Below are 19,341 nucleotides of genomic sequence, written 5' to 3'. Positions count from 1 at the left end.
TCTCCCTTTTTTACTTCTTAGTCATTCCTTTAAAGGCGAATGCGATGTTTGAGGGGCGTTCGGCGAGCCGTCTCATGAAATAGCCGTACCAGTCATCCCCGTAAGGCAGGTAGACTCTCATGCGGTATCCTTCTTCCACCAGGCTGAGCTGGGTTTGCGAGCGCATGCCGTACAGCATCTGAAACTCAAAACGGTCGTTTGGAATGCCGTGCTCTTCGGCAAGCTGTTTTGTAAACTCGATCATTTTGTCATCATGCGTGGCGACTGCCGTATAATGTCCTTTTAAAAGCTGTTTGCGGATGAGTCTTTTATAATTTTCATCGACGTCGCTTTTTTCAGGATAGGCCACCTTTTCCGATTCTTTATAGGCTCCTTTGACAAGCCGCAGAAACGGATTCAGCGGGCTGAGATCATCAAGATCCTTCTCCGTTCTGTACAGATAAGCCTGCACCACGGTGCTTACATATTCATACCGGCTCCGGAAGTCTTTAAAGATATCCAGCGTTTTCTGGCATCTCGTTTCATCTTCCATGTCAATCGTCACCATGACTTTATGTTTTTCAGCCGTCTGGAGGATTTTCGTCATATTTTCATAGACGAGATCGAGATCTATATCAAGACCTAAAGACGTCATTTTTAATGACACTTGGGAATTCAGCTGTTCATCAGCAATTAAGGCGATGGTCTGCATGCACTCCTCGGTGCGTTCTTTCGCAACGTCACCGTTGTTGACAAATTCCCCCAAATGATCGACAGTAACTGACAGCCCCTGGCTGTTCAAATGTCGGATTGTCGGGATAGAACTGCGGAAATCCATTCCTCCGATGATTTTGCCGGCTGCCACACGGCTTCCCCAGCTTCGCGCCATCTTATTGAGAAAGCTGCTCTTGGATAAAAATAAGAAAAAATCTCTTGTAATCACTTCCAACCTTAACACCCCGCAATCTAAGAAGTATTTGTATGAGTCTATTGTAAATGGACAAAACATCCTCTCACAATATTCTAAAAATACAAAGATTCTGATAAATTTTTGTGGTTTTACCACAATCAGCTTCTTAGATAGCAGGCGGATTATGCCGAAAAAAGGCGGACGGAAATGACGGCAATCGTCAATTTCCGCCTTTTTCCCCCCACGCCTCTTCGACGGTCTGAATCAATAGCTGATTCAGTTCCTCCGTTATGTCAGGTTTCGGTGTTTTGATCGTTTTGACATAGTGCCCGATGCGTTCTATTTCTTCTTCTATAAAACCGTGAATGATCGTATTTCTCGGTTCCGGAGCCAGCTCCTGACCGCTTTTTTTCCTTGTAAGCAGTGTATTGATTTCAGAAATGAGCGCTTCATCCGTCAATAAGGCATCGGCCAGTACGGGAAATGACATCGGCGGTACGGAGCCGAACGTTTCAATCCATCTGCAGGCAAGGAGAGGACGCAAAACATAAAAATACTTTTTAATCTTCACTTCACTGCCCTGCAATTCCGTTTTTTCATTCCGTTTTGCCATATTGAGATAATGATAAATGCCGGCTTCAGGCGAAAAGGCGCGGATTTTCAGTTTTCGAAGCTTTTCAGCCGCTGAGAAAGCTTCATAATAGATCATCTCAGAAGAGAGCCATTCCAAAAGAGGCGGATTTGATTTTTTAAAAAGCCGCAGCGCTTTTCTCAGTTCCCAGCCGCTGATGTCAAGCATGTCATGAATCGGCTCTTCTATGACATCCCTATGCGGTTCGATCGAAAAGTACCATTCTTTTTTCGGCACATAGAGAAACCGCACATCGTAGTCGCTGTCGCTTGACGGAAATCCCCATGCGCGGCTCCCTGATTCTACGGCGTAAAGCACCTTGACGCCGTGCTGTGCTTCAATTCGTTTTAATTCTTCGATGATCCTTTGTTTCATCTGTATCCGTCCTTTTCCGTGATCATTCCTGAAAAAAGCCCAAGTACTTGGGCTTTTCGCTGTCGTCAGCCTTTCAGATGCGCTTTCAGAAAGGCCAGCTTTTCCGTATGGAAAGAAGGTATGTATTCATGTCCGAAATATCGGTACACCTTCAATTCTTTTTCCGTTTCCAGATGATTGTAAGCGGCAAACACCGTCGACGGCGGAGTCACGCGGTCAATCAGCCCGATAGACATGAGCACCGGAACTTTTACGCGGTCCGCCAGATTCATGATATCAAAATAGGCCAGTGTATTCATCGCGGCCTTCTCCGTCTCAGGGCTGCCGTTCTTTCTGAAAAAGGAGTTAATCTCAAGATACGGCTCATCAAGAGCGACATCAATGGCCCGCTCAAAATTGCTTAAATAAGGATAATCGGCCGCAACCGCTCTCGGAATGTCAGATAGTGCCGCCGCGGCGATTGAAAGTCCGCCTCCCTGGCTCCCCCCGATGACGGCGATTCTCGTCTCATCCACTTCATCAAAGCCGCTGATGACTTCCAAAGCCCGGACGGCGTCTAAGTACACGCCGCGGTAATAATATGTATCTTTATCTAAAATCCCTTTCGTCATCCAGCCGGGAACGTGTCCGTGCGGTGAAACGCTTGTATCTGTGCTGCTGTGCTGGCCGCGGACAAGCATGCCGAACGCGGCATATCCGTGAAGCGCCCAATTTACGATGTCATGTATATCCCCGTCATAGCTCGCGTTGTAGCCGTGATATTTCACGATGGCCGGATGAGGTCCTTGCCGGTCGGGAACGGCGTACCATCCCTCAATTTCCGCCTTGCCGAAGCTTCGGTATGTCAGCCGGAATACTTTCACGCCGTCAGCCGGGTAGCTTTCAGCCGTCAATTCAGGCTTTGCCTCTACCTTTGCAAGCTCATGTAATGATGATGCCCAAAAATCCGAAAAGTCATGAGGAGCGGTTTTATTTGGTTTATAGGTTTGCAGTTGGTCGAGCGGCAAGTCGTATAATTGCATATCCGATTATTCTCCTTTGTTTTATAAGATTTAATTTTCTGACTCTATCTTAACACGATTTTACACTCATTTTCTAAACATTTTAATAAACGTTTGTTTAAAAGAAAACAAAAAAGCCGTACGCTCACAGCGTCACGGCTCTTTTTACATCGGCTGATACAGATCCCAGCCGATTTTTAACGTTTCTACGATATAATCGGCGATTTCTTCTGGTTCCAGATTATCCGTCGCCACTTTTGAATTATGTTTATCATAGATGCTTTGGCGCTCGTTAAAGAGCTGCTGCATTTCATCCATGGAACGGTTATGCAGAACGGGACGGCTTTCAATCAGCAGGTCAGCCCGCTGCTTCCAATTCTCCCATGATAAATCAAGATGGAGCACGAGACAGTTTTCAAGGCAGCACTGTCTGATTTCCTCTTGTTTAAACGAACCGCCCCCAAGTGACACGATCTTGAATTTCGTATTGCGGCAGATATCTAATATATAATCCTTTTCGGTCTGACGGAAAAAGGCTTCACCTTTTTTCTCAAACATTTCAGGGATGGACATATTGAAATCTTTCTCAATCTGCAAATCAATATCAATGAAGTCTCTGTATAATTTCTTAGCGACCAGCTGGCCGATTGTTGTCTTTCCGACACCCATGAATCCGATCAGTACGATGTTTCTTTCTCTTACGGGAATGGCACGTTTTGCGTTCATCTTCGGCGAAATCCTCCTAAGAAATGAAAAAGTTATGTTTATTATATGATAACCCAATATTGAAATATAGAGATAATGCAATGAAAGAAAACCCATCCTTTATAAGAAGAGATGAGTTTTTCTTTCTATCGGAGCGTAATGCGTTCCACCTTTCCGACAATGAAAATATAAGAAAATGCCCCGATAAATGCAACAGCGCCGACAAACAGAATCGCTCCGTTATATGAACCGGTCGCAGAAACGATAAACCCGATGATAAGCGGGGTGATAATGCCGGCCATATTGGCGAAAAAGTTAAACACGCCTCCTGCCAATCCGATTGTTTCGCTTGGCGCCACCTCACTCAGCATCGTCCAGGATATATTGGACATGCCCTGGGCAAAAGAAGCAATGGATAAGATCGTCAAAACCGCAGGAGCAGAATCCGTAACATTCGCGAGCACGATGGAGCCTGTCAGCAGAAGACCGAGGATGACGGGGGTTTTCCGGGCAACGTTCACCGACACGCCCCGTTTCATCATTCCGTCAGACCAATATCCGCCGAACAATACGCCGAAAAATGCGGCGATATACGGGATTGATGCGGCGAAGCCGACTTTTAAGAATGCCATGTGCTTTGCCTCCGCCAGATAAGTCGGAAACCATGTCAAAAAGAAGAACAGCGTGGAGGCTACGGCGAATTGGCCGATATACAAGCCGACAAGCTTGCGGTATTTAAGAAGCTGGACGAAATCCCGCCACGTGATCCTGCCGGCTGATTCAGACACCTCTGTCAGTCCGCCGCCTTCTCTAATATAATCAAGCTCTTCCCGGTTCACTTTCCGGTACCGATTCGGCTCGTGATACATTTTGAACCAGAAAACGGAGAAAACAAGCCCGAGCACCCCTGAGGAAATAAAGACGGCGCGCCAGTCAAATGCCGTTAACACCCAGAATAAAACCGGTGTGGCGAACGCCAGTCCCACATATTCCCCCGCCGTATAAACACCCGTGGCAAAGGCGCGTTCCCGCCTTGGAAACCATGTCGTGACAATCCGATTGTTTGCCGGAAACGCAGGCGATTCAGCCAGCCCGATAATCAGGCGGCAGCCGAATAAAAATCCGAAACTGGCCGCAAAAGCCTGCACTCCGGTGAAAACAGACCAGATCATTAAAGAAACGCCGTACGTCCGTTTTGACCCGAATTTGTCCAAAATGAGCCCGCCGGGAATCTGCATACCCGTATAGGTCCAGCTGAATGCGGAAAAGACGACGCCCAAAAGCGCGGGGCTTATGTTCAGCGATGTCTGAATGGACGGGGCGGCGATGGATACACTGGCACGGTCTATATAATTAATCGCAGTGATAAAAAACAAAAGAAACAGTATCACATAACGAGCGCGAGTCGGTTTATTGCGGACGGGACTGAAGTCCGTCAGCTCCGTTTCATTTTTCAATGGCTTCTCCCCCCTTACTCGAATGAAATTAATTGTACAACACTTCGGTCAATTATTTAATACTTTGACGCAAAAAAGCGCTAAACAATTTGTGCGCCGCACTGACACTCCGCTTATAAAAGTGTCTGCCCTTTTCACCTGTTTATCCGTATCTCACCCGGGGAAAAGTACACATATGATAGACAGTTACGGGAGGATTACCGATGAAACTGAGTTTTTGCACGACAGGATTTAAAAAAAAGCATATTTTCGACATCATTTCTTTCGCGAAGGAGCACTCCTTTGACGGAATCGAACTGTGGTACGGACACGCTAAACAATATATAGAGGAAATTGGCCCGCTCGACAGGCTTGATCAGCAGCTTCAGGAGGAAGGCCTCGGGGTGCCTGCCGTCAGTTTGTACACTGACTTCGCCGCTCAGGATGAAAGGCAGGCGTTAAAGGATGTTCAAGGGGCATTAAGCGCGGCACGACAGCTGCACAGCCCCTTGATCAGAGTCTTTGCCGGCAATCTTCCTTCGCATCGGACGTCACCGGAAAAGTGGCAACGTGCGGTTGATCAATTTCAGCAGGCGGCACGGCTCGCAGATGACTATGAAGTCGATATCGGGCTTGAGATTCATTACGATACGTACGCGGATACACCGGAGGCGGCACTGGCATTTTTGGAGGATGTCGGACATCCGCGGGTCCGCACCATTTTTGACGGCTCCAACCTACACGTCAATCACGTTGACCAAATGTCCGCTTTAGAAAAGCTGTATCATACCGTCAGCCATATTCATCTGAAAAACTATCACTGGAATTTTGACAACTGGTATCTCAGCAAGCCAACTCCGATTTTCCAAGGAGATCTCGATCAAAAAGCATTTTTAAAAGAGCTGATGAACAGACAATATGACGGTTTTGTTTCTCTTGAGTATTTTGGAGAACATGCCTTTACGCATATAAAGGAATCGCTCCGGGAATATACGTCTGTTTTTTCCCGCTGACTCTTCGATCGAAGGGTCTTTTTTTTGTATCATATAGAAAAAGGGGGATATCATGATGATCATTTGGATAAATGGGGCTTTCGGTTCCGGAAAAACACAAACAGCGTTTGAACTGCACAGAAGACTGAAACCGTCTTACGTATATGATCCTGAAAAGATGGGGTTTGCGATGCGTTCGATGATACCGCCGGATATCGCTGAAGATGACTTTCAAAGCTACCCTCTGTGGCGGGAATTCAATTACAGCATGCTTTCCTATTTGTCAGATACATATCAGGGCATCATCATTGTGCCCATGACCATTACGAACGATCAATACTTCCATGACATTATCAGCAGGCTGAGACAGGATGGCCGGACCATTCACCACTTTACCCTGCTGGCTTCAAAGGAAACATTGCTGAAACGCCTGCGCACCAGAGCGGAAGGAAAAAACTCCTGGGCCGCAAAACAAATCGACCGCTGCATCAACAGCCTGTCTGATAGCCTCTTCACAGAACATCTCCATACAGACCAAATGTCTATTCAGCAGGCCGCAGAAACGATCGCTGCCCAAGCAAATCTGCCTCTTGAGCCTGATTCGAGAGGCAGCCTTCGAAGATTTACCGACAAATTAATGGTGAAGCTGAATCATATCCGTATCAAATAAAAAAGCGTTTTGAAAACATGTCCCTGACCCATGCAAATGGATCAATAAATAAAAAGTCCCTCCGAAGGGATGTTTTTTTCAATTTAAGAAAAAAATTTTAGAAATAAAGGAGGAATTATATGGATAATCGTCTAATTATTAACACTGTAATACATTTCATTTGAAAAGGGAGTGTTCGAAATGAAATTCAAAAAAGTGTTAACCGGTTCTGCGCTGTCTCTTGCCTTACTGATGTCTGCCGCTCCTGCCTTTGCCGCATCACCAACAGCATCCGCATCCGTGGAAAATAGCCCAATCTCAACGAAAGCAGATGCCGGCATTAATGCCATCAAACTCGTTCAAAGCCCTAACGGCAACTTCGCTGCTTCTTTCGTTTTAGATGGAACAAAGTGGATTTTCAAAAGCAAATACTATGACAGCAGCAAAGGGTATTGGGTAGGGATTTATGAAAGTGTAGATAAATAAAAATGAGATAAACAAAAAACCTCCCTTTCAAAAGGGAGGTTTTTTCATTCTATTTCCACCAATCATCAAACATTGATGCCGGCACCTGGCGCTTGTGCTCCGTACTGAGGTAGCGTTTTTCCAGCGCCTCAATCACTTCGGAAGAAACATCCTTGCCTTCTAAATAATCATCAATGTCATTGTATGTGATGCCGAGTTCGGTCTCATCCGTCTGCTGCGGTTTTTCATCAAGCAGATCGGCCGTCGGTAATTTCAAATACAGGCGTTCCGGCGCGCCGAGTTCTTCTAATAAACGTCTGCCCTGGCGTTTCGTTAATCCGGTCAGCGGCAGCAGATCAGCTCCGCCGTCACCGTATTTCGTGAAGAAACCGGTCACAGCCTCGGCCGCATGGTCGGTTCCGATGACAAGCAGCCCCTCTTGTCCGCCGATGGCATATTGAGCGATCATTCTCATTCTGGCTTTTACATTTCCTTTGTTAAAGTCAGACAGCTGATCGCCCGTGTCTTTTTTGTACTGATCAGCGAACGCGCTGACAGCGGACTTAATATCAAACGTCCACGATTTATCAGGTTTAATGAATTTGAGCGCCAATTGGGCGTCATCCTCATCCTGCTGTGTGCCGTGCGGAAGACGGACGGCGATAAATTCCGCGTTTCCGCCTTCTTCTCTGATGCTTTCAGCCGCCAATTGGGCGAGGCGTCCCGCAAGCGTGGAATCCTGCCCCCCGCTGATGCCGAGCACAAAGCCTTTGGCACCTGTTTTTTTCAAATATTGTTTCAGAAAGTTCACTCTGTCCTCAATTTCTTGTTTCGGATCAATTGAGGGTTTTACATGGAGATCATTCATAATTTGTTTCTGGATGCTCATCCCAATCACTCCTCCTGCATTGTTTCTTTATGATTCATTTCCCGTTCATGCTGAAAATGAATCATGCCACTATGTACGACTCTTTGTTAAATATAGCACAGGTGCAGTTTTTAAGTGAATCAAATACACCGGGATCAGCTGATTTCCACCCGCAGCGCCGTGATGCTGTCTCCGTTGCATTTTCCTTTTTCGATCGGACAAGATGAAAACGCGACGACGAGATCCATTTCCGCACGGAGCCGTACATAATCACCTGCGTCAGAAAGAGGGGTTTCGACTGATAAGTTCCCCTTCTCATCGAGCACCGTGTTCATAAAGATGGCAAATGGATAATGCATATGCGGCCGCGGCACCCCGAACGGTTCAAGCGCCCCGCTCATATTGTCATAGCACGTATCCTGGAGCTCGTCTTTATGCTTTCCGTATAAAAGCCTGTTCATATCCGGACGGCAGGCGGGAAGCAGCAAGTCGTGCTTGCCGACTGTATCCTCAATCAGCGTCAGCATCGGCTTGTATAAATTCGAATAAATATGATCACCCGTTTTTACATGAATGGACTGGTTGGCATCGATCGTCGCGCCCTGATCAAGATGTTCATAAAAGTCCTTGGCATGATACGCCGTAAAATCAGCCACCTGCTGTCCTTCCACATCGACAACTTTTATAATCTGCCCTTTGTGAACCCTCAGGCCTAGCCCTTTTTTCGGCGGTACGATAAATTGCTGTGTCATCAGACTGCTCCTTTTTTTCTTCTATTATGAACTCCGGCCGTTTGTTTCATGTAAAGCAATTTATTGGATGTATATTCCCCTTCTGACGGCCGCAATCTAAGCTTTGATAAAGGGGTTGAACTTCATGAGTAAATCACAGGACCAGCCTAAAGGGAATCTCGCTTGGTGGCAGCTCTCCTTAATCGGCGTCGGCTGCACAATCGGGACGGGCTTTTTTCTCGGGTCCAGCATCGCTATTGTCAAAAGCGGATATTCCGCGCTGATCTCATTTCTTATTGCCGGGCTTGGCACCTATTTTGTCTTTGAGCAGCTCGCGAAGCTCTCCGCCAAACAGCCCGAAAAGGGGTCTTTTTGCGCTTATGCGAGAAAGGCTTTCGGCACTTGGGCCGGTTTCAGCAACGGATGGGTGTACTGGTCGTCCGAGATGCTGATCACGGGAAGCCAGCTGACAGCGATCTCGCTGTTTACGAAGCATTGGTTTCCGAATGTGCCGCTGTGGATTTTCGCCTCCATCTATGCGGTGCTCGGTCTTTTGATTATATTTACGGGGCTGTCCGTTTTTCAAAAAACGGAAAATGTGCTCGCTGTTGTCAAGACGGCGGCGATTTTTATGTTTATCGTGATCGCCATATTGGCGCTGTGCGGTATATTTTCTCATAAACCGGATGTGCAGGTGCCGAACGAATCAAAGGATTTGTTCCCGCACGGAGCGATGGGGCTATGGACGGGACTGATTTATGCGTTTTACGCCTTCGGAGGAATTGAAGTCTTGGGGCTGATGACCGTGCATTTGAAAAAGCCGGAGGAAGCCTCAAAATCAGGCCGGCTGATGCTTGCCGTTCTTGCGGTGATTTACGTCATTTCTCTCGGCCTGGCGCTGCTGTTAGTGCCGCTGGGCAAATTCACCGAACAGGACAGCCCGTTTATTACATCGCTGAAGGGTTTTCATTTAGATATCATTCTTGATATTTTTAACGGGATTTTTATTATTGCGGGATTTTCCACGCTCGTCGCCTCGCTGTTTGCCGTGACGACATTGCTTTGTACGATGGCAGATGACGGAGATGCGCCGAAATGCTTCAGATTAAAGGAAAACAAAAAAATCTGCTGGCCTGCGCTCGGATTGACGTTTGCCGGACTCATCGTCTCCATCATCCTGTCATTGGTGCTGCCGAAAAACATATATGAACACATGACAACCGCGGCGGGACTGATGCTTCTTTATACGTGGCTGTTCATTTTGTTCTCGGGCAAGAAACTGCTCGAAACGACAAAGATGGGAACCGTACAGATTGTTATCGCCCTTGTGCTGATTGTCGCGGCCGTCTCCGGGACGCTGTTTGAGAAATCGAGCCGGCCCGGTTTTCTGGTCAGCCTTTGTTTTCTCGCCGTCATTGCGATCGTAACATGGATCGTACAAAAAAAGCAGGGACACAGCCCTGCCGGATCATAGCTTATTTCGTCGGTTTAAACAGTCTCTTCAAATAAGAAAAGGGACACTTTGACACTTGGGTCTCATCATCACGGAGGAAATATTGCTTCCATTCTAAATTGTCTTTTCCTCCGTACCACCCCAATCGGGGATGAAGAGGGGCTTCATCATACGCCTCTAAGCGTTTTCTGATCAGCCGGCTCATGTTTCGTCCGAACGCGGTTGAATCATTTAATCCTTCGAAAACCCATCTCGGCTGAAACGCCAGCATAAAAAACGGGAAGCTTCTGCTTTGTCTCGCTTCATGCGCAGGCGTCGCGCACAGAATAAAATACGGTTCGCCGTCAAAGCAGAACTCCCATTTATAATGTTCAGGGTCTTCCGGCATGTCTTCCGGCCAGTCTTTCGGGTCGCATCCGCTCAGCCGGTTTAAAAAAGACCAGAACAGCTCTTCATACGCCTCAACGGAATAATGCTCAGCTAAATCCTCAGGCGTATCAAAAATCACAAGCAGCGACGCGTATCTTCCGGTATTCCTTGAGATCTTTCCGTACTCAGACAGCAGCATCCCCACTTCCTCCGGGGTTCCCTCTTCGCGGGGATCACCCGCAAAGGATATCCGGAGCTGATCTGTCAAAAATCCCTGACGTCCGGGAATGCACGGAAACGTATCCGCTTTATCGCCTACTTTTTCTGATAGAAGCTCAAAAGCGATTCTCTGCCAATTTGGCAGATCCAATAACTTTTCCTCAAGGCAACTTTTTGTGTACAGCCCGCTTGCCATCGGCCCACCTCCAGTATCGTCATGATACGTTATGACGGAGATAGGCGATGGGTGACTCTTCTATTTATGAGATGAGCATTTGAATCCCCTGCCATCCGAAATAAAACCCGAAAACGATCAAAGACACACCCGCCGCTCCCGTCAGCCAGCGGAGCGCTTTTTCATGAAGGAGATTTCTGAAAGTGCTCGCGGCGACCGCCATGCAGAAATCCCAGATCAAAATGCCGAGAAGAATGCCGGAGCTGTAAATCAAAAGCTGATTTGCATCGAAGGATTCAGCGGTTTTGGCGAGAATGCTCCCGTATATGCCGAGCCAGAATAAAATGCTCAGCGGATTGGAAAGAGAAATAAAAAACCCCGCGCCGAAAGTTTTGTAAAAAGCCGGTTTTCCTTTTCCGCTTCTGACATTCATGGCTTCCCTTATATTTTTTAACGTTTCGACTCCCGTGTAGGTCAGCACGAAAAAACCGAAGAGCCACAAAAACGTTTTTACAAAAGGAGCGGTCAAAAATTGAGACAGCCCGAAATAGATCAAAATCATATACAGCCCGTCCGCGGCCATGGCGCCGAGACCGAAAATCCATGCATGCCAAAAGCCGTTTTTGATGCCTTTGTCAATTTGCGCCGCATTGACCGGGCCGACAGGTGCTGACAATGACAGCCCGAGAACGATGTAGCTTAAAAAGATGTTCATTGGCTTCCCCCTCATTCATGCAACTTGTACAAGTTATTCATGAATGGGCCGTGCTATGATACATTATTTTAATTTCTCAAGCTCGTCTTCCATCATGTCCGTCGCTTTTCCTAAAAAATCGAATATCAGCCGCAGTTCTTCTTCTTTATATTGCCGGCAAAGGCTGATCGTGGACTGGGATAAGGAGCTGAACAATTGCTTCACATTTGCTTTTCCGGCTGTCAGCGGCACGATGATCACCCGCCGTTTGTCTTCGGGGTCTTTTTTCCTCATGACATATCCCGCTTTTTCGAGCCGGTCAATGAGCGCCGTTACCGAACCTGTGCTGAGGCCGGTTTTTTTCCCAAGCTCGCCTGCGGTCATCGGGCCTGCTTCATTTAAGATATCAGCTGATTTCAAATCGGTCGGAAACAGACCGAGAGATTGAGCGGCCGCCTGATGAAACAGGATCGTCCTTGTGGCCATCTTCCGGAATAACTGTATGGCGGTTTCCTCCGTCTCGCTTCTGGTATTTCTTGTTGACAACTGACAGGCCTCCCTATAAAATCAATTTATCTTGACGATCAAGATAATTTTCGGCAAATCTAATATGATCATAGCAAATTTAATGATCAAAAGTAAGTATGGGAGGAAAAAGCATGGAACAAACAGCCGCGAAGGACGCCTCGACGAAGTTTGTCGTCATCGGTCTTTTGCTGGGCATTTTAATGTCGGCTATGGATAATACAATCGTTGCCACTGCGATGGGAAATATCGTGGCGGACCTCGGAAGTTTCGATAAGTTCGCGTGGGTGACGGCATCATACATGGTAGCCGTTATGGCCGGTATGCCGATTTACGGAAAACTGTCCGATATGTACGGACGCAAGCGTTTCTTTTTATTCGGTCTTATTCTTTTCTTAATCGGATCCGCGTTATGCGGAATCGCCCAAACAATGGATCAGCTCATTATTTACCGCGTCATTCAGGGAATTGGCGGAGGTGCGCTGATGCCGATCGCCTTCACGATCATTTTTGATTTATTTCCGCCGGAAAAACGCGGAAAAATGTCGGGCATGTTCGGTGCTGTTTTCGGCCTGTCCAGCGTTCTCGGGCCGCTTTTAGGCGCGCTCATTACCGACTCCATCAGCTGGCACTGGGTGTTTTATATCAACGTGCCGATCGGTATTTTATCATTGTTTTTCATTCTTCGTTATTATAAAGAATCCCTTGAACACAAGAAGCAGAAAATCGACTGGGCCGGCGCGATTACGCTGGTGGTTTCCATTGTCGGTCTGATGTTCGCTCTTGAGCTCGGCGGAAAAACGTATGATTGGAACTCCGTTCAGATCATCGGTCTGTTCGCTGTGTTCGCCGTGTTCTTTATCGCCTTTTTTATCGTGGAAAGAAAAGCGGAAGAACCGATTATCTCATTTTGGATGTTTAAAAACCGTTTATTTGCCACGGCACAGATTCTGGCGTTCCTTTACGGAGCCACATTTGTGATTTTAGCGGTATTTATCCCGATTTTCGTTCAGGCTGTGTACGGCAGCACCGCGACGAGCGCGGGCTTTATTTTGACACCGATGATGATCGGTTCTGTTATCGGAAGTATGATCGGCGGAATTTTTCAGACGAAAGTGCGGTTCCGTAATTTGATGCTGATTTCCGTGGTCGCTTTCTTTATCGGAATGCTGCTGCTTTCCAATATGACTCCGGATACGGCGCGTACGATGCTGACGGTATTCATGCTGATCTCAGGATTCGGCGTCGGCTTCAACTTCTCACTGCTGCCGGCTGCGTCCATGAACGATCTGGAGCCGCGTTACCGCGGAAGCGCCAACTCAACAAACTCGTTTTTGAGATCATTCGGTATGACGCTCGGTGTGACGATTTTCGGGACCATCCAGACGAATGTGTTTACCAACAAGCTCACAGATTCATTCAGCGGCATGAAAGGAGCGGGCGGCGCGATGCAGAACATCGGAAATCCGCAGGAGATTTTCCAGGCCGGCACGCGCGCCCATATTCCGCCGCACATTCTGGATCGCATTATTGACGCCATGTCGCAAAGCATCACATATGTATTCACGCTTGCGCTGGCGCCAATCGTCATTGCGGCCGTTACCATTTTGTTTATGGGAAAAGCGAGAGTAAAAACCTCTCAGGAAATGGCGAAAAAAGCGAATTAAAAAAAGCAGTACATGGCGTTTGTCATGTACTGCTTTTTTGTTTACTCCGCGAAATGCGGAGCGAGAATGTCTTTCAGCACGTTTGCGCTATGGTTGAATTGACGCTGTTCTGTTTCATTCAGCTCAAGTTCCGTCACACCGGCGATGCCGTTCCGATTGACGACAGCCGGAATGCCGATAAAGACGTCGTTTACACCGTATTGCCCGTCCAGATATGTGCTGACGGTTAAAATACTGTTTTCATTACGCAAAATCGCTTTTGTGATGCGGGCGAGGCTCATCGCCACTCCGTAATATGTCGCGCCTTTTTTCTCAATAATATGATAGGCGGCGTTTTTCACATCGTCCACGATCTGATCCAGCTCGTCCTGTTTGTAAGCTGCATTTTTCTCCAGCAATTGCTGCACCGGCACTCCGCCGATATTGGCGTGACTCCATACAGGAAGCTCGGTATCGCCGTGCTCGCCGATAATGTGGGCGTGTACGTTTTGCGGAGCGGCGCCGAAATATTCACTCAGCATATAACGGAATCGCGCAGAATCCAGTGTCGTGCCGCTGCCGATGACGCGTTCTTTCGGAAGGCCGCTGAATGTCCATGTCGCATAAGTGAGAATGTCGACCGGGTTTGTGGCAACGAGGAAGATGCCGTCAAATCCGCTTGCCATTACTTCACCGACAATGTTTTTAAAAATGGCGAGATTTTTTTCGACCAGCTCAAGTCTCGTTTCGCCCGGTTTTTGATTGGCTCCGGCACAGATGCACACGATATCGGCATCCTTGCAATCCTCATATGTGCCGTAAGACGTTTTGACCGGATGAGGCGCAAATGCCTTTCCGTGATTTAAATCCATGACATCGCCCATGGCTTTTTCTCTATTTACATCAATGATCACAAGCTCATCTGTGATCCCTTGGTTAATTAACGCAAATGCATAACTGCTTCCAACAAAACCTGCTCCGATTAATGCTACTTTGTTCACTCGTTCGTTCATCATGTATGCTCATCCTCCAGTGTTTCGTGGTGTCTGTTTTTAACTTGTGAAGTATTTCACATTTATATTGTGCAACACTTCACAAACTTTTGCAAGAGAAAAGTTTGATTTTTGGACAAAAAATATCGATGATGGTTTCCAGATTGTTGACAACATCCTAAAACGGAACCGTTTTAGGATGTTGTATCTTTTCAGCGTGATTGAAGACGTGCTGTCCCTTTCCTAACCGAAGCAAGGGTTTGATGTGATGATAGCCCTATCCATTAATGCGGAAGATAACCGTTTAAACCGGAGTTGTTATACAAACCATTCTGCACATAATCAAATCCGGGCTGGTTCTGCCCGGGCACTTGGGCGCTGCCATTGTTAAAAATCACTTTGGCATTGGCCGTATCCGCATTCGCAGGCAGCGTCAGCGTGTAAATTCCATTTGCATTCTTAGTCATTGCTTTCCCCGGCCACGATCCGGTTAATTCTATGGCCCTGCCTCCATCATGTTTGTAAATATAAGCATTTACCTGGCCCCAATGATCCGGATTTTGATAGCCAATGATGTTGGTTTGGGCCGGGTCTTTTTTGACAAACGTGTATTCTTGAGTTCTCTCTGCACCCTCGCCGTTCGTTCCGGTTAACCTGATGTTGTATGTCGTGCCGATTGGATCTCCTTTCCCGATCGTTAATCGGTCTCCATCCTTAAATGCTGTCTGCTGCCCATTATTGATTTGGTAAACGGCTTTTGTTGTTTTCGCATTTGCACGCAGGGTGACCGTCAGCTGATCATTGAAAGAATGGACTGCCCCCGTTTGGTAATTCTCAAGAAAGACCTGAGGCGCATTTCCAATATCATCAGAATAAAGAACAGCCGCGGATCTGGCATTGATCGTACCTGTCAGTTTGCCGTTCGCTACTTGAAATGAACCGGCGCCGGCCCTATTATCATACCTGCCGTCAGGCAATTTCGTTGAAGTATTGACGGTGACAGAAGACGATCCCGCATTAGCCAGCACAACGCCTTTTGAGCCGCGCTGATTCATCAATATTTGATTGTTCCCATTCGGATTCGAGAGTTCCTCAGGCTGCCCGGCCATTACATTGTGAAATTGATTGACCGCAGTGATCGCCTGATCTTTAAATAAGGCGCTCCCTCGATCTCCTATTTGACTTTTTCCGGGAAATCGCACCCCATTTCCTCCGCCCTCAGGTCTGGAAAAGAAAAGAGGCGTGCTTCCTGAGCGGGAACCAATCACTGCCCAGCCTAAACGGATATCGTCATCACTCATCCATGTGGACTCTTCCTCATCATTGGCATACGTATCATGTGATTCCACCCATGTGACTAACTTGTCCGCAGACACGTCAGATGCATAATGGGAGATATTCGACACACTCAGATTACGGTTCTTTAAAGCGGATCTGATGGAATGCCCATAGTTAGAAGCCGTCACATTCATATAATTCGCATAAGCAGTATCTCTGGACGCGCTGTCTTGCAGGATTTCTCCGTATTGGAACTCCGCCGATGTATTTGTGATATTCGGCCAAAATCGGCTGCCGTAATTCCCATCATCCGGAAGCTCTATATGCTTGGCGGCATCATAGCGGAACCCGTCCGCTCCGTCATTCAATGCTCTTTCCAAGAAACGTTTCAGATAGGTTTGCACCTCAGTATTCTGTGTATTCCAATCATACAGCCCAAGCAATGAATTTTGAGTGACGTCCCACCTGTCCGACCAATTTTTAATTTGTGTGTTTCCATGGGTCCAGTTTGGAATACGCTTAATCTCGTCAGAAATCGCGGCGTAATCGCTGGTGGTATGATTGATAACCGCATCAACAATGACTTTTACGCCATATTTTTCCGCGGCTGCACACATGTCCTTAAATTCTTGTTCAGTGCCTAAGTAACGGTTGCCGATTTGGTACGATGTCGGCTGATACAGCCAGTACCAGTTCCTCATGCTTTTATCTCCTTGGTTCCCTTCCTTTACTTGGTTAATCGGAGACGTCTGAATGGCTGCATAGCCCGCATCACGAATCTCTTTCATATTTTGTGTTAACGTATTGAACGACCAATTCCAGGCATGAAGGATGGTCCCGTTTTTGACCGATGACGCGGCCACCTCATTCGATTTGTTTGCAGTTTCAGCGTTTGCAGCCGCCGGGCCTGACAAAACCAAATGAAACAGCAATAAAAATCCGGCGAATAACGGCAGTAAAGAGGTTTTGAATCGTTTTTCAAACATTTTTGACACTCCTTATTTCATTTTTGAAGACTGACTGCGGAGTCAAAAATTCCTCTTACTCTTTCTTCAGCTCCTTTCAACTGTTGTGAAGACTGGAGAATTCTGTTAACGCTTACATTTCAACTTATCATACTCTCTCTATCAAAGCAACGCGGCAGAGTGAATTCAAATCTATATTCCTATCAATTAAAAAGACTTCCCGCTTTCAAACAAAAAAAGAAACCACCTGTCAAGATGATTTCTTTTTTATTTCTTTTATCGCTCTTCTGTAAGACAGCTTCACAATGACATACCGAAGCAGAAACAGAATGCCTCCGCAGACGATAAAAAGAAAGATCATTTTCAGCCAAGCAAAGAATGTATGGGGAAACCCCCTGTCGTACATCGTAAGCGCCGCCACCGCAAAAGTGACTGCTATTGAATCTATCCGCTGCTGCTTCACCCGCTTTTTCAGTTCTTCTTTGGTGTCTATTCTCGGCATGAGCATTCCCGACGCTCCCGCCCTGATGCAATAATAAACAATTATAATGAAGAAAACCGCCAAGCTTCCGGCCCATTCCCTAAACGGACAGTTCAGAACAAGTCCGCGTACGATGATGTCAAGCAAAGACAGTGTGCCCACAAGCATTCCGACTTCTGACCAAATCATTCGTTCTTTCTCTTTCACACTCTCACTCTTTCCATTCACGTTTGAAAGTCTGTTCCGACGCTGATTCATGACTTCCTCCCGTACTATTAAGAATGGCTTACAACTCCCATTATATCTTGCCGATTCATAATGATAAACCGAAATATCATTGACAAAAATGTTAATAAGGGCCCCAATTGATCAGGACGCCTATGCAGATAAACACAAGGCCGATGACAAACCAAATCAGCGCCAGCGGAATCATGAAGCGAAGCCACTTTACGTACGGAATGCCGCTGGCAGCCAGTACGGCCATCAGAACGCCGGAAGTCGGATTGACACAGTTTACGACGCCTTCCCCAAGCATGACCGCTTCAACCGCGACCTGTCTCGTGATGCCCATCAGATCGGCAAGCGGCGCCAAAATCGGAATAAATACGACCGCCTCCCCTGAGCCCGATGATATCAGAAAATGAAGCAGGGCGCTGGAAATATACATTCCGATTGCGCCTGCCATCGGGCTGAAACCGTGCAGCAGTGACGCAAGTCCATTGACTACCGTATCAAGCAGCTTTCCGTGTTCCAGAATAACGGAAATGCTTCTCGCCATTCCGACGATCAGCGCGCCGTAAACGAGCCCCTGACAGCCTGTAATAAACGTTTTTGCGATATCATTTGCCGCCATTCCCGCAATCAGGCCTGACACGATTGAGATAAAAATGAACACGGCGGCCATCTCTGAATCAGACCAGTCAAGAGTAAGCGCGCCGTATAAAAAGCCGGCAAGCGACAAAGCCGCGACAGCCAGAATCAATTTATGGCGGACGGTAAACGGGACTGGCTTGTCCTCCGGATCTGAAGCCTGCGGGATTGAACCTGCTGCCGGAAACCAATCGTTCCCCAGCAGACTGGCGTCCTTTGCTTTTCTGAGCCTTCTCGTATACCGATAAATATATAAAATAGATGATAGCAGAAAACAAATGTAGACGGCAATCCGCAGGCCGATGCCGGAAAACAGCGGCAGCTCCGCGATGCTTTGTGATAACCCGAGCGGTGAAGGTGATAAAATCGTCGCGTTAAACCCGGCATAACAGCCGATATAAATGACGGCCGCTCCGGCCACGGCATCCCATTTCAGCGAACGGGCGACGATCAGGCCGATCGGAATAAAACCGATCACGGAATTAACGACGATGCCGGTTGTGCCGAGGATCGAAAATAGAGATCCGACAATTGCAATAAACAGCAGCTGTTTGGTGCGGAACGTACTGATGACATTACTGATCAATCCATTGATGGCGCCCGTTTTCTCCAAAATCGCAATGGTGCCGCCCGTAAACAGGATTAAAAAAATAATCGGCGCGGAACTTGTCATCCCTTCCTGAATCGCGGTAAAAAAAGCGATCGGGCTGACAGGAGACTGGTCTAAAGAATGATAACTTCCCGGGACGGCGGACGTCACACTGCCCTTTGTCACCCTGTCAAATTCCCCCGCAGGAACGATGTATGATGCTATCGCGCATAGTAAAGCGACAATGAACAGCAGCACATAAGCATCAGGCATCACAAACAATTTCTTCTTTTTCAATACAGGTTCGGCCTTCGGCACAGCCATAACATCACCATCCCGCTTT

Annotated in this window: 19 protein-coding genes; 5 read left to right on the top strand and 14 right to left on the bottom strand. The window is 47.2% G+C overall.

Annotated elements, in window-relative coordinates; genetic code table 11:
- Positions 1–10 precede the first annotated feature (10 nt).
- The 5 genes from L3V45_RS01680 to L3V45_RS01660 form a co-directional block, all read right to left on the bottom strand.
- Entirely contained in the window at positions 11–922 is a 912-nt protein-coding gene (locus L3V45_RS01680) for a proline dehydrogenase family protein (protein WP_088005474.1), read from the bottom strand.
- 187 nt (positions 923–1,109) lie between these two features.
- Positions 1,110–1,895 carry a nucleotidyltransferase domain-containing protein gene (locus L3V45_RS01675; protein ID WP_003156605.1) on the bottom strand — a complete coding sequence of 262 codons (786 nt, stop codon included), beginning with the start codon at positions 1,893–1,895 and terminating at the stop codon, positions 1,110–1,112.
- A 65-nt stretch (positions 1,896–1,960) separates the two neighbouring features.
- Entirely contained in the window at positions 1,961–2,917 is a 957-nt protein-coding gene (cah, locus tag L3V45_RS01670; RefSeq protein WP_003156607.1) for a cephalosporin C deacetylase, read from the bottom strand.
- Between the two features lie 144 nt (positions 2,918–3,061).
- Positions 3,062–3,622 (bottom strand): shikimate kinase, encoded by a 561-nt coding sequence (locus tag L3V45_RS01665; protein WP_003156609.1) that lies wholly within the window; start codon positions 3,620–3,622, stop codon positions 3,062–3,064.
- A 125-nt stretch (positions 3,623–3,747) separates the two neighbouring features.
- Positions 3,748–5,058, bottom strand: a complete 1,311-nt coding sequence (locus L3V45_RS01660; protein WP_032857845.1) for an MFS transporter — start codon at positions 5,056–5,058, stop codon at positions 3,748–3,750.
- A gap of 203 nt (positions 5,059–5,261) precedes the next feature.
- Here L3V45_RS01660 and L3V45_RS01655 point away from each other — a divergent pair, with 203 nt between their 5' ends.
- The 3 genes from L3V45_RS01655 (at position 5,262) to L3V45_RS01645 (ending at position 7,164) form a co-directional block, all read left to right on the top strand.
- Positions 5,262–6,050, top strand: coding sequence for a sugar phosphate isomerase/epimerase family protein (locus L3V45_RS01655; RefSeq protein WP_003156612.1), 789 nt, complete (start codon positions 5,262–5,264; stop codon positions 6,048–6,050).
- A gap of 55 nt (positions 6,051–6,105) precedes the next feature.
- Complete coding sequence (gene tmrB / locus L3V45_RS01650) at positions 6,106–6,699, top strand: tunicamycin resistance ATP-binding TmrB (RefSeq protein ID WP_003156615.1); 594 nt, start codon at positions 6,106–6,108, stop codon at positions 6,697–6,699.
- 180 nt (positions 6,700–6,879) lie between these two features.
- Positions 6,880–7,164 carry an antimicrobial peptide LCI gene (locus L3V45_RS01645; protein WP_003156618.1) on the top strand — a complete coding sequence of 95 codons (285 nt, stop codon included), beginning with the start codon at positions 6,880–6,882 and terminating at the stop codon, positions 7,162–7,164.
- 49 nt (positions 7,165–7,213) lie between these two features.
- Here L3V45_RS01645 and nadE read toward each other — a convergent pair whose 3' ends face one another.
- Together nadE and L3V45_RS01635 are read right to left on the bottom strand one after the other, a co-directional pair.
- On the bottom strand, positions 7,214–8,032 hold the full coding sequence (gene nadE / locus L3V45_RS01640) for an ammonia-dependent NAD(+) synthetase (protein WP_007409061.1): 819 nt from the start codon (positions 8,030–8,032) through the stop codon (positions 7,214–7,216).
- Positions 8,033–8,166: 134 nt separating this feature from the next.
- Positions 8,167–8,763 carry a DUF1989 domain-containing protein gene (locus L3V45_RS01635; protein ID WP_003156621.1) on the bottom strand — a complete coding sequence of 199 codons (597 nt, stop codon included), beginning with the start codon at positions 8,761–8,763 and terminating at the stop codon, positions 8,167–8,169.
- A gap of 124 nt (positions 8,764–8,887) precedes the next feature.
- Here L3V45_RS01635 and L3V45_RS01630 point away from each other — a divergent pair, with 124 nt between their 5' ends.
- Positions 8,888–10,216: an amino acid permease gene (locus tag L3V45_RS01630; protein ID WP_032857841.1), complete on the top strand. Its 1,329-nt coding sequence runs from the start codon at positions 8,888–8,890 to the stop codon at positions 10,214–10,216.
- A gap of 1 nt (position 10,217) precedes the next feature.
- Here the strand turns inward: L3V45_RS01630 and L3V45_RS01625 are convergent, their stop codons facing one another.
- From L3V45_RS01625 to L3V45_RS01615, 3 genes are all read right to left on the bottom strand, one after another.
- The gene (locus tag L3V45_RS01625) at positions 10,218–10,979 is read right to left on the bottom strand and encodes a YqcI/YcgG family protein (protein WP_014304302.1); all 762 of its coding nucleotides are present in this window, start codon (positions 10,977–10,979) and stop codon (positions 10,218–10,220) included.
- A gap of 64 nt (positions 10,980–11,043) precedes the next feature.
- Positions 11,044–11,673 carry a LysE family translocator gene (locus L3V45_RS01620; RefSeq protein WP_007409057.1) on the bottom strand — a complete coding sequence of 210 codons (630 nt, stop codon included), beginning with the start codon at positions 11,671–11,673 and terminating at the stop codon, positions 11,044–11,046.
- Between the two features lie 63 nt (positions 11,674–11,736).
- Positions 11,737–12,198: a MarR family transcriptional regulator gene (locus L3V45_RS01615; protein ID WP_003156626.1), complete on the bottom strand. Its 462-nt coding sequence runs from the start codon at positions 12,196–12,198 to the stop codon at positions 11,737–11,739.
- Positions 12,199–12,311: 113 nt separating this feature from the next.
- On the opposite strand from L3V45_RS01615, the gene L3V45_RS01610 reads away from it, so the two are divergent.
- Positions 12,312–13,844 (top strand): MDR family MFS transporter, encoded by a 1,533-nt coding sequence (locus tag L3V45_RS01610; RefSeq protein ID WP_003156627.1) that lies wholly within the window; start codon positions 12,312–12,314, stop codon positions 13,842–13,844.
- 41 nt (positions 13,845–13,885) lie between these two features.
- Here L3V45_RS01610 and L3V45_RS01605 read toward each other — a convergent pair whose 3' ends face one another.
- From L3V45_RS01605 to L3V45_RS01590, 4 genes are all read right to left on the bottom strand, one after another.
- A complete protein-coding gene (locus L3V45_RS01605) occupies positions 13,886–14,839 on the bottom strand; it encodes an L-lactate dehydrogenase (protein ID WP_014304301.1) in 954 nt (317 codons plus the stop codon).
- A gap of 260 nt (positions 14,840–15,099) precedes the next feature.
- Entirely contained in the window at positions 15,100–17,079 is a 1,980-nt protein-coding gene (amyE, locus tag L3V45_RS01600; protein WP_139890348.1) for an alpha-amylase, read from the bottom strand.
- 229 nt (positions 17,080–17,308) lie between these two features.
- Positions 17,309–17,797 (bottom strand): DUF6773 family protein, encoded by a 489-nt coding sequence (locus tag L3V45_RS01595; protein ID WP_003156631.1) that lies wholly within the window; start codon positions 17,795–17,797, stop codon positions 17,309–17,311.
- Between the two features lie 91 nt (positions 17,798–17,888).
- The gene (locus tag L3V45_RS01590) at positions 17,889–19,322 is read right to left on the bottom strand and encodes a YfcC family protein (RefSeq protein ID WP_024084865.1); all 1,434 of its coding nucleotides are present in this window, start codon (positions 19,320–19,322) and stop codon (positions 17,889–17,891) included.
- Between the last annotated feature and the right edge of the window lie 19 nt (positions 19,323–19,341).

It is taken from the genome of Bacillus sp. R45 (genome assembly GCF_021729365.1).
Classification (GTDB): Bacteria; Bacillota; Bacilli; order Bacillales; family Bacillaceae; genus Bacillus; species Bacillus velezensis.
The sequence above is the reverse complement of the archived record's forward strand: the minus strand, read 5'-3'. Positions and strand labels throughout refer to the sequence as shown.

Bases quoted from the DNA above. Each gene is read 5' to 3' on its own strand.
- L3V45_RS01610 (WP_003156627.1), top strand. From the start codon at position 12,312: ATGGAACAAACAGCCGCGAAGGACGCCTCGACGAAGTTTGTCGTCATC.
- cah (WP_003156607.1), bottom strand. From the start codon at position 2,917: ATGCAATTATACGACTTGCCGCTCGACCAACTGCAAACCTATAAACCA.
- L3V45_RS01645 (WP_003156618.1), top strand. From the start codon at position 6,880: ATGAAATTCAAAAAAGTGTTAACCGGTTCTGCGCTGTCTCTTGCCTTA.
- L3V45_RS01595 (WP_003156631.1), bottom strand. From the start codon at position 17,797: ATGAATCAGCGTCGGAACAGACTTTCAAACGTGAATGGAAAGAGTGAG.
- L3V45_RS01655 (WP_003156612.1), top strand. From the start codon at position 5,262: ATGAAACTGAGTTTTTGCACGACAGGATTTAAAAAAAAGCATATTTTC.
- L3V45_RS01625 (WP_014304302.1), bottom strand. From the start codon at position 10,979: ATGGCAAGCGGGCTGTACACAAAAAGTTGCCTTGAGGAAAAGTTATTG.
- tmrB (WP_003156615.1), top strand. From the start codon at position 6,106: ATGATCATTTGGATAAATGGGGCTTTCGGTTCCGGAAAAACACAAACA.
- L3V45_RS01590 (WP_024084865.1), bottom strand. From the start codon at position 19,322: ATGGCTGTGCCGAAGGCCGAACCTGTATTGAAAAAGAAGAAATTGTTT.
- nadE (WP_007409061.1), bottom strand. From the start codon at position 8,032: ATGAGCATCCAGAAACAAATTATGAATGATCTCCATGTAAAACCCTCA.
- amyE (WP_139890348.1), bottom strand. From the start codon at position 17,079: ATGTTTGAAAAACGATTCAAAACCTCTTTACTGCCGTTATTCGCCGGA.
- L3V45_RS01620 (WP_007409057.1), bottom strand. From the start codon at position 11,673: ATGAACATCTTTTTAAGCTACATCGTTCTCGGGCTGTCATTGTCAGCA.
- L3V45_RS01635 (WP_003156621.1), bottom strand. From the start codon at position 8,763: ATGACACAGCAATTTATCGTACCGCCGAAAAAAGGGCTAGGCCTGAGG.
- L3V45_RS01665 (WP_003156609.1), bottom strand. From the start codon at position 3,622: ATGAACGCAAAACGTGCCATTCCCGTAAGAGAAAGAAACATCGTACTG.
- L3V45_RS01630 (WP_032857841.1), top strand. From the start codon at position 8,888: ATGAGTAAATCACAGGACCAGCCTAAAGGGAATCTCGCTTGGTGGCAG.
- L3V45_RS01605 (WP_014304301.1), bottom strand. From the start codon at position 14,839: ATGATGAACGAACGAGTGAACAAAGTAGCATTAATCGGAGCAGGTTTT.
- L3V45_RS01675 (WP_003156605.1), bottom strand. From the start codon at position 1,895: ATGAAACAAAGGATCATCGAAGAATTAAAACGAATTGAAGCACAGCAC.